The 12,862-nt window shown below is 55.9% G+C and carries 12 protein-coding genes; 7 read left to right on the forward strand and 5 right to left on the reverse strand.

The annotated features are described in order from the left end of the window. Positions 1–53 precede the first annotated feature (53 nt). From ykgO to Poly21_RS21045, 7 genes are all read left to right on the forward strand, one after another. The gene (gene ykgO / locus Poly21_RS21015; protein WP_145299243.1) at positions 54–206 is read left to right on the forward strand and encodes a type B 50S ribosomal protein L36; all 153 of its coding nucleotides are present in this window, start codon (positions 54–56) and stop codon (positions 204–206) included. A 326-nt stretch (positions 207–532) separates the two neighbouring features. After that, entirely contained in the window at positions 533–1,468 is a 936-nt protein-coding gene (locus Poly21_RS21020; protein WP_146409024.1) for a hypothetical protein, read from the forward strand. Positions 1,469–1,894: 426 nt separating this feature from the next. Then, a complete protein-coding gene (locus tag Poly21_RS21025) occupies positions 1,895–3,088 on the forward strand; it encodes an iron-containing alcohol dehydrogenase (protein ID WP_146409025.1) in 1,194 nt (397 codons plus the stop codon). A gap of 126 nt (positions 3,089–3,214) precedes the next feature. Next, positions 3,215–3,967, forward strand: a complete 753-nt coding sequence (locus Poly21_RS21030) for a tetratricopeptide repeat protein (protein WP_146409026.1) — start codon at positions 3,215–3,217, stop codon at positions 3,965–3,967. A gap of 12 nt (positions 3,968–3,979) precedes the next feature. Then, a complete protein-coding gene (locus tag Poly21_RS21035) occupies positions 3,980–4,249 on the forward strand; it encodes a WXG100 family type VII secretion target (protein ID WP_146409027.1) in 270 nt (89 codons plus the stop codon). Between the two features lie 152 nt (positions 4,250–4,401). Further along, positions 4,402–5,466 carry a sugar phosphate isomerase/epimerase family protein gene (locus Poly21_RS21040; protein WP_146409028.1) on the forward strand — a complete coding sequence of 355 codons (1,065 nt, stop codon included), beginning with the start codon at positions 4,402–4,404 and terminating at the stop codon, positions 5,464–5,466. A 210-nt stretch (positions 5,467–5,676) separates the two neighbouring features. Next, positions 5,677–6,807, forward strand: coding sequence for a Gfo/Idh/MocA family protein (locus Poly21_RS21045; protein ID WP_146409029.1), 1,131 nt, complete (start codon positions 5,677–5,679; stop codon positions 6,805–6,807). Between the two features lie 118 nt (positions 6,808–6,925). Here Poly21_RS21045 and Poly21_RS21050 read toward each other — a convergent pair whose 3' ends face one another. The 5 genes from Poly21_RS21050 to Poly21_RS21070 all read right to left on the reverse strand — a co-directional run bounded on the left by Poly21_RS21050 (position 6,926) and on the right by Poly21_RS21070 (position 12,692). Beyond that, positions 6,926–7,438, reverse strand: coding sequence for a hypothetical protein (locus Poly21_RS21050; RefSeq protein ID WP_146409030.1), 513 nt, complete (start codon positions 7,436–7,438; stop codon positions 6,926–6,928). Positions 7,439–7,826: 388 nt separating this feature from the next. Continuing rightward, positions 7,827–9,140, reverse strand: coding sequence for a hemolysin family protein (locus tag Poly21_RS21055; protein WP_146409031.1), 1,314 nt, complete (start codon positions 9,138–9,140; stop codon positions 7,827–7,829). 88 nt (positions 9,141–9,228) lie between these two features. Then, positions 9,229–10,236 carry a magnesium/cobalt transporter CorA gene (gene corA, locus Poly21_RS21060; protein ID WP_302119999.1) on the reverse strand — a complete coding sequence of 336 codons (1,008 nt, stop codon included), beginning with the start codon at positions 10,234–10,236 and terminating at the stop codon, positions 9,229–9,231. Positions 10,237–10,367: 131 nt separating this feature from the next. Beyond that, entirely contained in the window at positions 10,368–11,525 is a 1,158-nt protein-coding gene (locus Poly21_RS21065; protein WP_146409033.1) for a transporter substrate-binding domain-containing protein, read from the reverse strand. A gap of 126 nt (positions 11,526–11,651) precedes the next feature. Then, positions 11,652–12,692, reverse strand: coding sequence for a family 43 glycosylhydrolase (locus tag Poly21_RS21070; protein WP_302120001.1), 1,041 nt, complete (start codon positions 12,690–12,692; stop codon positions 11,652–11,654). Positions 12,693–12,862: the final 170 nt, after the last annotated feature.

The raw sequence follows: 12,862 nt of genomic DNA on the forward strand, positions 1-12,862 counted from the left end.
GTCGGGGCCATTCAGCCCCTTTTTTAATCGCTCACTAACCGAGAATCCCACCCATGAAGGTCGTCAGCAGCATCGGCGCGTTGAAGTACCGCCACCCGGATTGCCAAGTGGTCAAACGCCGTGGCCGAATTTATGTGATCTGCAAGAGCAATCCAAAGTTCAAGGTTCGCCAAGGTGGCGCAAAGATCAAGAAAGCCCGTCGCTAAGCAACCTGTTGGGTTCATTTCTCAACTGCTGAGCGAAGGAATTAATCTCACCTCTCGTCGCGAAGATAGGCCAGGGGTGTCGCGCAAACGTCATTCGGTTTGCAGCGTTGCCTAACCCGACCGGCCAGTGAAGCCGGTGTCCACATGAGGGGTTAGCGAAGTGCCTGTCGAACTGCGCCAAGCAGTTCATTCTTGTCTAGGCCATTTCGAGTATTTCTGGTGATGGCGTGCGAAACTTCGCGCACGCAGGGGGGTTGTACAAGGGACTTAACTAATCTTGTGGGCGCTAGCTTCGCCCTACCTCTTTCTCTCTTGTAGGCCCCCGAATGAAGACACGTTTTTTTACTGGTGTTGCTGCTCTGGTCGCGATCACGGTCGTGTTAGAGGTTTCTGAAGTCCAAACAGCATTTGCGCAGCCGCCCGGTCGTACCGACAATGGTGGCGGGCGAGGTGCGGGTGGTCGCCAAGGTGGTGGCGGCCAACGCGGTTTCGGTGGTGGTGGCATGATGCGTGGCGGCGACCCGGTGATGGGCTTGCTGCGTTCACCCGAAGTTCGCGAAGAACTCAAAATCGATGCGGAGCAGGAAGCTGCCATTACCAAAATCGAACGACAGGTTCGTGATCAACCACGGGGCGAAGGCGATGCCGACACTCGTAATTTCGATTTCCGAAATGCGAGCGAAGAAGAACGCCAAAAGTTCTTCGCGAAAATGCAAGCCGCACAAAAAGAACAAGCCGCGAAATCACGTGAGCTTCTCGAAGAAGTGCTCATGCCGACTCAACTGCAACGGCTCGATCAACTGGCGCTGCAGCAGCGCGGTGTGATGGCTCTCGGTGATGCCGAAGTTCAAAAAGAACTCGGCATGACCTCGCAACAAGTTGCGAAACTGGACCAAGTCCGCAGCGAGCAAGAGTCCGCCATGCGTGACAAGATGCAGGAATTGATGCAGTCAGGTGACCGAGACTCCATGCGGGAAAAAATGACCGAATTCCGCGACGAAGTTGAAGAGTCGGTAACAGACGTTTTGACTGCCGAACAAAAAGCCAAGTTCAAAGAAATGAAGGGCACCGAATTTGATTTTGGCGACCGTGGTGGCCGTGGTGGTGATCGTGGCGGTGATCGTGGCGGAGTCGGTGGAGGTCGCGGTGGCGACGCTGCTGGTGGTCGCGGCGGTGCAGGTGGCGGACGTGGTGGCCGCGGCGGTGCTGGCGGCGGACGTGGCGGTGCCGGCGGTGGGCGGGGCAACGCGTCGGACAACTAGGTCCGGCGAAGCTGGCGACCCTCGGTGGCCAGTCCCACTTTTCAATCAGAAAACGCGGTCGAGCTGTGGGCAACCCAGCTCGACGCGGCATTGCGGGCCAACGGTCCGGCGGTTTGCACTCAAACAGCCGGTCCGTTGGCCCGCATTTCGTAGTCGTTTCTCCGGCGTTCCACGCTCGTCAGGCGGTGCGAGTGGATCCTCGTTTCATTACCCGTTAGCGTTCCCGTCGAGCAAGGCATCTGTGTAGGCGCGTGGCGGCAAAATCAGCGGGCACACCGATCGCAACGGATTGTCGTATGGCGGATGCGCTGGGGGCTGGCGTGATTCGATTTTCGGCGGCACGATGGATGTCGTATTTCATTATTATCCCGGCCGCATTTCCGCCACGCAACGCGGGAGCGTGGGAACACTTGATTTCATGGCGATATGACCACGACCAACGTATCCACCGCCCAATGGACGACTCAGGCTCCATTTGATGTCCAGCCGCGAACGCGTTTAATTTTTGGTCCGGGATCTTCTACCCGAATTGCCGAGCTCTCGCTTTCGCTGGGAGCCAAGCGGGTGATGGTTGTCAGTGATGCGGGAATTGTCGCTGCAGGTCATTTTCAGCAAATCGCCGATTCGCTGCGGCGGGCGGGGTTGGTAGTGGGGTCTTTCCACGATTTCGCCGAAAATCCAACGTCTGCCATGGTCGATGCTGGCGTGGTTTCCGCAGCAGCGTTTGCACCCGATCTGCTGATCGGTCTGGGCGGAGGCAGCAGCCTGGATTGCTGCAAGGGTATTAATTTCGTTTATAGCTGTGGGGGCAGGATCCACGACTATCACGGAGTTGGCAAGGCAACGTCGGACTTGTTGCCGATGATCGCGGTCCCGACGACGGGTGGCACCGGCAGTGAGACGCAAAGTTTCGCATTGATCAGTGATCATGAGACTCACACCAAGATGGCTTGCGGTGATCCCCGGGCCGCTTGTCGCATTGCAGTACTCGATCCTGAACTGACCGTAACCATGCCCGCCCGGGTGACGAGCTTGACAGGCATCGATGCGATCTCTCACGCCATCGAGACCTATGTGACCGTTCGTAGAAACGCGATGTCCACGACGTATAGTCGCAGCTCGTTTGGATTGCTAGCCAAGTCCTTCTTGAGAGTGTTGCAGGCACCCGATGATTTAGTCGCTCGGGGCGACATGCAGTTAGGCGCTTCGTTGGCCGGAATGGCGATTGAAACCTCCATGCTCGGCGCCGCCCACGCGACGGCGAATCCATTGACCGCACGGCACGACATTGTGCATGGACAAGCGGTCGGATTGATGTTGCCGGCAGTCATTCGGTTCAACGGAACCAAGCATGCGCTGTGGTACGCCGAGCTGCTGCGAGAGATCGCACTTCCAGGAGATCCACCGCTGCGTGTGGAGGATGCCCCAGATCGCTTGGCTGACTTGGTCGCAGGATGGGTCCGATCAGCCGGACTGGCAACGTCGCTTGGGGCACTGTCGATTCCAACGTCGCAACTGGACGTTTTTGTTGAGGATGCTCTGCAGCAGTGGACGGGTACGTTCAACCCGATCGCGTTGGACACCGAGTCAGTACGAGGATTGTATCAGGATGTGGCGTAGAGATCCCATCGGTGCTGCGAAAACGCGATGTGCTGGCTAAGGGGCCGATGAGACCAACCCCGCTGTGCGGTTTGCGTTATAGTGATAGGGCCCCACACCTCTTCTTCGAAGGTCGCGTTCCGTCCGATGTCATCACCCGCTCATCCCGCAGGAGATTCGTCTGAGAAATCGACTCCCCACGCAGCGACCGGAGGGCCGAATCGACGGCAGGCCTTGGAGCGTCGGCTTAAAGACGCCCGGACGGATCGTGAAGCGTACTTTGAACTTGCGGCGATCTACCGCAGCGAGGGACGCCCCATGCAAGCGACGAAGATTCTCAAGCAGGGATGCGAGGTATTTCCCGATGATCTCGATTTGCTGTGGGAATTTGAAGAGGCTCAGCTGGCCCGTTCGATCCAGCAATTAACCGAGGTTCGTGAAATGGCAGCGAAAGCAAAAAACGCTGCCTTCGATCAAGACCTCGATCGCTGTTCGATGGATTGGGCGAATTGCCGCGTGAAAGTCTGCCGGGCTCGATTGAACCGCGATCCCTCGCTGCAGCATTTTCGACTTGTCCTCGGCGAGGCCCTCTATGATCTCGAAAAGCATGCCGAGGCAATCAACGAGCTCGAGCCGCTGCTAGCAAATGACAACCATAGTTCCGCAGCAGCCTATTGGATCGGGAAGTGCCATTTGGTGTTAGGTAGTGATATCGAATCGATGCACTGGTTCCGAATTGCCTCCATGCGGCGTAGCGTCACGTCGCCACCGAAGGTCCGCATCGCGGCACTGAGAATGTTGATCGATCTGGCGGAGCGTCACGGCGTGGCAGCGACGCATGAATTGTACAAATCAACTTTGGCATCGGTCTTAGAATCCGCCCATGTCCATCACACGTAGGAGCATTTCTCGATGAGTCAAGCAATCGGAGATCCCGACCAGATCCGCCAATTTGCCGCCCAACTCTCACAGTTCACCGAGGAACTTCGGCAGCGTGGCGGATCACTCGCGGCACAGATGAATCAGCTCGAGCAGTCGTGGCGGGACGAACAGCAGCGAAAATTCAGCCAAGAATTTCAAGATCAACTGCGTCAGCTGCAACGATTAGTCCAGGCAACCAATCAACATGTCCCGTATCTGCTTCGCAAAGCAGAGCAACTCGATCAGTATTTAGGGCGGTAACCACTACACTACTTGCAATCATGTGGCGGACCTGCAAGCATTTTCAAACGCAACGAAGTGGCGACAGACGCCATGAATGCCGATCCTAAACGCTGCCCGTTGTGTTGGGCCCCTAACCGTTTCCTTCCTCACTTTCCAATGGTTTTGATTCGATGAGCCAACATCCTCATTCTTTCCCCAAACTGCACAACGCAGCTTGGCCGGGCGTGGTCGGCAAAGGTGACGACGATGCAAACCCGGTGATTTCACTTGATGAGATGCTGGATCTAACCGCGGCTGCGGAAGTCGATGGCCGTAAATTTGACGGTGTCGACGTTTTTCTGTCCGAGCCTCACATCTCGATCGACGCTACCGACGAAGACCTCGAACTGGTGGCAGAGAAGGTCCGCAGCCGCAACCTCGACATCGGCACGGTCGTCGCGCCCGTGTGGACGCCGACGGGCGGCGGTAGCGCTGCGGGGAGCCCAGAGGAGGTCGAGGCGTTTCTGACACAGGTCCGCAAGGGCTGCGAGATCGGTCGCAAACTGCGGGAACTCGGCGTTCGGCCCCATGGTGTGGTCCGGATTGACAGCGCGACACCAACCGCTCAGTGGTTCGAAGCACCTGAGAAAAACCAAAGTACGATTGCAGATACTTTCAAAGCTGCCTGCGATATCGCCGAGGAATATGACGAGCGGCTTGCCGCAGAAGGCGAGATCTGCTGGGGGGGAATGCACAGCTGGCGATCGATGGTCGATTTGCTCGAACGAGTTGGCCATCCCGAAAGGCTCGGTTTTCAGGCCGACATGGCGCATACCCTGTTGTATCTACTCGGTTACAACGCGCCTGAGGACGCGATCCTACCACGAGATTTTGATTGGCAGGACGAAGAGAAAAAGACCGCTGCTTTGCACGAACTGACCCACGCTCTCCGGCCCTGGACGATTGACTTCCACGTCGCTCAAAACGACGCAACGGTGCACGGCACTGGCAGCCATGATAAGACGGGACGACACTGTTTGCCGAACGACCCCAATGGCAAACTCAATATTCCCGTCGATGCCGCCCACTGGTTGCGAGATGAGCACGGTGATGTGCTCCAGGTTTGCCGGCACATTTGCTGGGACGGCTGCATGTTCCCCAACGACGTCATGCACCAAGCTGAGACGTGGAACGGGATTCTCGCTGCGATGCTCAGCGTCCAAGATGCACACGGTTGGAATGAGCCATCGGCGTAGGTCCGATGGGACCCAAACCTGACTTCGACCAGTCATTCATTGGCAGATTATGCTTGATGCCCCAGTCGCCACCGCACCGCGTGGCCCTGGGGTGCTCAAACTTCTTGACGCGATGGAATCGCGGTGTTGTCTTTGGAATGCCTGACGCTCTGAAGACGATGGCTGGTAAACATAATTCACTTACTTTTTTATCAAGGCAAACACGAGAGTATGAAACCACTCAATATCGGCATGATCGGATACGGCTTTATGGGCCGTACGCACAGCAATGGATATCGCCAAGCCAACCGATTCTTTGATCTGGAATACCAACCGGTGCTCAAAGCGGTCTGCGCTCGCAACGCAGAGAAGGCTCAAGCTTTCGCGGACCAACAGGGATATGAATCGATCGAAACCGACTGGCGACAATTGATCGCTCGCGATGATATCGATGCCGTTGATGTGTGCACGCCCAATAACCTGCACAAGGAGATTGCGATCGCCGCGGCGCGGGCCGGTAAGATGGTGTTGTGCGAAAAGCCCTTGGCGATGAACGTTGCCGAGGGTGTGGAAATGTGCGAAGAGATCGAGAAGGCCGGAGTGGCCAATATGGTCTGGTACAATTATCGCCGCGTGCCTGCTGTGACCTTGGCTAAGCAATTGATCGACGAGGGGCGGTTAGGAAAAGTCTTCCATTACCGTGCCAATTTCTTGCAGGACTGGACGATCAACGCGGACGTGCCCCAAGGTGGTGCAGCGACTTGGCGACTCGATGCCGACGCGGCAGGCAGTGGCGTTACCGGCGATCTGCTGGCTCACTGCATCGATACGGCCCTGTGGCTCAACGGTGGCATCAAAGATGTATCGGCGATGACGGAGACCTTTGTCAAAGAACGAGTGCACGCCGAAACGGGCGCCAAGCAGCCTGTTACCATCGATGACGCCTGCATGTTCCATTGCCACTTCGACAACGGTTCACTCGGGTTGTTTGAATCGACCCGCTACGCCCGGGGTCACAAAGCCCTGTACACGCTCGAGGTCAACGGCGAGCACGCCTCGCTGCGTTGGGATCTGCATGATCTCCACCGCCTCGAATACTTCGATCATTCCGATGATTCGATCGTGCGAGGTTGGCGAAGCATTCACGTCAGCGACGGTGATCAACCTTACATGGGAAACTGGTGGGTTCCTGGACTGCAGATCGGCTATGAGCACACGTTCATTCACCAGGTCGCTGATTTTCTGAAATCACTCGAGACCGGCGAGCCTGTGCACCCGAATTTCCGGGACGCCTTGGAAACGCAGAAGGTTTGCGACGCGGTCCTGGCGAGTGCTAAGGAACGCTGCTGGAAAGATATCTAGAGCAGTCGTCTCGGCTGGTGACGGTTTCCTCCGCTGCGTACGCGGGCCCGGTAACCGCCACGCCATGGGATGCGTTCACCCCGGGCATCAGTCCGGGGGGCGGGTATCTGACTTTCTTCTAGTTCAGCTCGACGAGCTGACGTCTGGCGTCGATTTCGTCGGCGGCTAACCCAGCGTCTGCGAGTCGCTTCATGACGGCGGCTTCCGCTGAGGCAACCGCGTTGGGAGTTCTGGCCACACGGACACGGATTCCACTCGGTTCACCGTCGACCGTGGCAGCCATCGCTACGATTTGGTCCAATGTCATGGGCTCCCGAGCGCCCTCTCCCGCTTGTGAAATGACCAAATACTGACTTCCATCAATCAAGATGTCGACAACGTCTGGTAGCACTGGCTCGGCGGTAGGAACAAATCGCGGGATGGACTCCTCGGACATCTCGTCTTCGGCAATTTCCCGCTTCGACTCGGCGGTGGACCGAGAGACGCTCGGATCCATCGAGACCTGAGCATTTGGGTCGGTGGCGTCTCCTGGGCCACTCCCGTCTTGAAACCCGAGTCCAAAGTCGAAGAACTGGCTGGCGATCAGCAACGCGATACCGCCGCCGACGAGAATGGGACCGCGTTTTCGCATGAGAATCACCACGATGGAGAGAGGCCGAAGGGATCGGCTGAGAGCGTGAATAGGAATTGCGTACGGCAGCAGTTGCCTAGCTGATAGCGTGCCAACGAGAGTCGCATCCACCTAGGAATTGAATTCCTTTTTCTAGCAGAAGCTTCATTATGCTCGCCGGTTGCATGGTGACGAAACCCCCAGCATAAAAACAGATCAAAAATGCCCGCGAATTCACGATTGCTGAATGGCCCAGACGACAGTCGCAGGGCTGTCCCAAGAGAATGAAAATCGATGATCACTCCCGTACGTTTCAGCCGTGCCGACCTATGCACCGAACACCGTCGGACGGACGCCTCCGGTAATGAGAGCTGATACTGCGAGCTCCAACCGCTGGTGAATCAGCCAGCTATGGCCGCGAGATTGGTGGCGTCTCAGAGACCCAAAACCGAATTTTCGTGGCACTATCGTTTTTCATCTCGAGGATTTCTGCGACGGCCCCATCCACTTCGATCCGGTCACCTTGCGAGAGAATCTGTCCGGAATGATCCATTAACAAACCGCTGACCGTATCGGCCTCGTCAGACTCCGTCAGCGGAATCTGGAGCTTGCGGCGCGCTTCATCAATCGGCGTTGAGCCATTGACGATAAATTCCCTCAGGCCTGCCGGGACGATGTTTGGATTTGCGTTATCAAACTCGTCATCTACCTCGCCCACGATGCGCTCAAGGACGTTTTCCAAGGTGACCATGCCGGTGATCGTGCCGTATTCATCGATGACGAAGGCCATCAATTGGTGAGTTGCTTGGAAGTGCCTCAGTACTCTGCTGATGGGCATTGTCTCGTGAACCTTCTTGGGAGGACGCATGATGGTTCGTACATCAAATGATTCATCACTTTCTGGCACGGTCAGTAAATCTTTGATATGGACGACTCCCAAGACCTTGTCGAGCGATCCATCACATACGGGATAACGGGTATGCATGGTCCTGCGGACGAGCTCTCTCAGTACTGAAATTGGCTCGTTGACGTCGAAGAATACGACTTTGCCCCGAGGTAACATCACACGTCGAACGATGAGGTCGTCAAACTCAAACACATTATTAATCAGCCGATGTTCGCTGCGGGAGAGATTTCCGTGCACGTGCGCTTCACGTAGCAACGCCCGAATCTCTTCCTCTGTGTTCACACTGCCATGATCCGACGCCCCGTGAATTCCAACCATTCGTAGCAAGAATGAGGTCACCACATTTAAAATGATCAAGAATGGGTACAGGATCGCGTAACAGAACTTCAGGGGAAGAGCACACCACAGCAGCACCATTTCAGGCCGACGGATCGCAAAGATTTTTGGAAATTGCTCACCCACGACCAGGTGCAGGCCAGTGATGACCGAGAATGCGATGGCAAACCCGAGCACGTGGATCGCCCGTTGGTCAGTAACGCCGCCCCACCCCAGAACCGGTTCGACGAGCGCGGCAAATGCGGGCTCGCCCACCCACCCTAATGCCAACGACGCCATCGTGATCCCAAGCTGGCAGGCCGACAAGGACTCATCCAATCGCGTGGCGAGCCAGCGAGCCGTCCCCGCAAACGGCTTGCCCGCCTTGGCAAGCTGTTCGATTCTCGAGATGCGCACTTTGACAAGTGAAAACTCAGCGGCCACAAAAAATCCATTGAGCAAAATTAAAGCTGCAGCCAGGCTCAAAAACAGAAGAGTCACGGTAGGGTTCCCAAGAAGCTGGCCACGAAGTTAACGCGGAGCACAGCGGAGCGTAGAAAAGGAGGCGTGGGAGGGCGGGCCTGGGGAGCTAGCCTCGTCGTTCAAATATCCAGCCCTTCATCCAGAAGTAAGCCAACATTCCAATGGCAACGGCAACCATCGCAATCCACAACACCGCATAAGAGTATTGGTACTTCAGCTCTGGCATGTGTTCGAAGTTCATTCCGTAAATGCCCGCCATGAAGGTCAGTGGAATAAAAATACTGGCCATGATTGTCAATACCTTCATGACTTCGTTTGTTCGATTGGCCACCGAAGATAGATAGGTATTCATCAGTCCCGTAACCATTTCTCGATACATTTCAGCCACTTCCGACGTTTGGATGCAGTGATCGTAAACGTCTCGCATATAGACACCAACCTCTTCGGTCATGACCTGATGATCCCCGCGAACGAGTTCGTTGATTGCTTCACGCTGAGGCCAGATCGCCCGTCGCAAATTAATCAGTTGGTTTTTGAGCCGGTTCAGTTCGCCCAGTACGGCTGGTGACGGGTTGTCGATCACGACTTCCTCTAGGGCCTCCAACCGATCACCTAATATCTCCAAGACCGGGTAATAGGCATCCACAATCGTATCGATGATCGCGTAGGCGAGATAATCAGGGCCACGTTTGCGAATCAGCCCTTTATTGGCGACCAATCGTTGGCGGACAGGATCCAGCACATCTCCATGCTTTTCTTGGAACGTGATCAGGTAGTTTTTCGTGATGACCAGACTGACTTGCTCCATGTCGACCGTCGGCTCTTCTTGATCGTCCGGTTCGCCGAGGCGGACCATGCGGACGATCACCAGTAGCTGGTCGTCGTAGGGCTCGCTTTTGGGACGCTGGGGAACGTTCACGACGTCCTCCAGAAGCAGCGGGTGGAGGTGAAAAATCTCGCCGATCTTTCGCATGATCGAACGATCTCCAAATCCTTGGATATCGACCCAGGTCACTTCATCGTCGTCGAAGGCATCCACCAGGTCGTCGACGGAGTCCACGGCGACCCTGCGGTGTGCCGTTTGCGAGTAGTAGGTCGCCGAAATTGCAGGCACCGGAGACTCTTTGGAGATCACAAGCGTCCCAGGAGGGGCTCCCACCTTGGTGTGCTTTCTGCGGAATCGTCGCGAGTTCAATTGAGGCTCAATAGGTGGGTGACGGATCGGCGTCGAAAGTGCGCAGGCGGCTACCGCTGTTCTTCGCCAAAATAGTTTGCAAGTACGTCGCTCCAACGAGGGCTGGACGTTATTCGCAGCAGGACCTGGTTGAAGGGTTCCCGCAGCGGACTGTTGCTTTGCATCGCAAACGCATATTTTTGGGGTTCGAAGGTGCCCGGGAGGACAATGCTTTCACCCGCATAATTCTGAAACGCCTGGTACTTCAGGATGGGCGCATCGTAGACAACCGCGACGCATTCGTTGTTAACCAAACTCGCCAGCGCGGAATCGACGTCGGTGTGTTTTGCATACAGGATGTGCCGCGCTCGCAAATAGTCGGCCGACGTGGACCCGTCTACCGTCGCCACCTCCACACGCGGCAGATCCGCTGGCCCATTGATTTTGGAACGCAGTTCCGTCAGCGTCAGCGCGGAGGTGACGGCTGCGGTGAAGCCAGCGATGATGAATAGACCTGCGAACATCCACAACAGTCCGATCAGACGGCCACCGATCGTCCGCGGGACCTTATCGCCGTAGCCAACCGTGGTAAGGGTCACGGCTGCCCACCACATCCCGGCCGAAATGCCTCGGACCCATCCCTTATCAAACTGCTCGCGATTCTGCCGACGTTCGAAGAGATAGATGGCAACGGCGCTCACTAGCATCGCCAGAATCAATCCCGCCACAATACGTAAGAATGTCGCAGAAAAAATCGCGTCGAATATGCCAGTCCAGCCCGATCCTCGATTTGCCGCACTTACAGCGATTCCGAGACCTGAGGAATGAAATGAATGAGTAAAGTCCATGCGTTTTTCACGCTCGGAGTTCATCGTCAGCGCTGCCGCGGCGAGGTCTGCCTCACCCTTTTCGACTGCGCTGAGCATGTCGGACAGTGGCATCGACCGAAACTCAATCGCGATCTCGTGACCAGCATCTCTCTCCAAGTCGGTTTTGATCGCTCGGACCAAGTCGATACTGATGCCTGTCCATCGATCCTCGTCGTCGAGCATCGCAAATGGAGGGACCTCGCGGGTCGCAACCACAAGTTTCTGAGGAAAATCCGCTCGCGACGTGGTGTCTGTTGGCGTTTGAGTTGCCGCTGGAACTTGCCCCCAACCAGCCGCAGAGATTGCGATGAATCCAACAAATAGCTGTAACGCGTTTCGATTCAACCGCAGGTCATTCACTCTTGGATTCCTTGTAGGCAAGCCGATGCGGCCCCTGACTTACTCGCTCAAAGTATCAGTTTCTCCTTAATTTGTCAGGGACTACCGGCATTTCAATGCTGAATACCAACGCGTGAGCTCAAACTTTCACGGTCGCGGTAGTTTTTCCGGCGCCAATATCGGTTTGCCTTCGCTCCAGTCGATCGGCATAACCGAAAGGTACCAAGTCTTTCCTTTGGTGTTGTTACCTTGGTAGAACAGGTAGTCCTGGCCATCATCATCCTGAAACAGAAAGGGGTGACCTGACTCACTCGAGTTCCAGCTGCCTGCCGGTCCATTGGGGATCAATGGCTTATCGGAAAGCCGCTTGAAGTTCACTCCATCATCACTTACTGCCACGCCAATTTGCTGGGGATCATTGTTGTAGCCCCCTGCATAGAACATGTAGAGTCGGCCGCCGTGACTGGCCATGGCAGCAGCTTCGATGCACTTTTTCTCCCAGGCTAGGTCCAGGCCGGGATCGTCGAGTGATGTGGGAACGGTGGGCGCGAGTATGGGGCCATCCTGGTTGAGCTGCGTCCAGCTGTCACGCGAAAAATCACTGGCAAGTGGCGCTGTTGCCACGCCCAGCATCTGCACCTTCATGTCTGGGTCTCGCGTTGCCCAGTACAGGTACAGCGTGGCGTCGTGGACGATTACATCAGCGTCAATTGCTCTGCCGACCGTCCAGTCGCCAGTCGGACGGAATACGGGATTGGTTGGATCGCGTGTGAAATTCAATCCGTCATCAGACCACGCGTGGCAAATCGCGTCGCCCTGACGATTACCATAGGTCTGGTAAAACAGATGCACTCTGCCATCTAGGACGATCGCCCCCGGAGCGGTGAAGCCATTGGCCTCTGCTGCTCCCGTATTTTGCAATTCTCCAGCCTTTTTCCAATCGACAAGATTATCACTGGTGGCAACGCCAATCGTCCAACCCGTCGTCGGTTTGTGATCGTATGGCGGTATGGAATAATACAGCCAATATTGTCCTTTGAATCGGACGACCGCTGGATCCTTTGACATCGCCTTGCCACTGACGTCATCGGCGAACTTCATTCGTGGTTCCACCGCGTCCGACTGCGCTAAGGCGTGATCCGCTACCCACAAACTCAAAACGACGGTTGCGATTGCAAACATTCTCATCGAAATATGTACCAATGTTTTGAGGTGGCAAATTTCGCAGCACGACGCTCACGAAGACTCTCTCGGGAAGGTTGCGGCGACCTGCTCAGGATGCATGTAGCCAGCCATGATGCCACTGCGGTGTGGTGCTCGAGTTGAAAAACTGCAGCCCCACCGTCGCTTTGTAGAAC

Origin of the sequence: Allorhodopirellula heiligendammensis, assembly GCF_007860105.1 — a bacterium.
GTDB classification, from domain to species: Bacteria; Planctomycetota; Planctomycetia; order Pirellulales; family Pirellulaceae; genus Rhodopirellula; species Rhodopirellula heiligendammensis.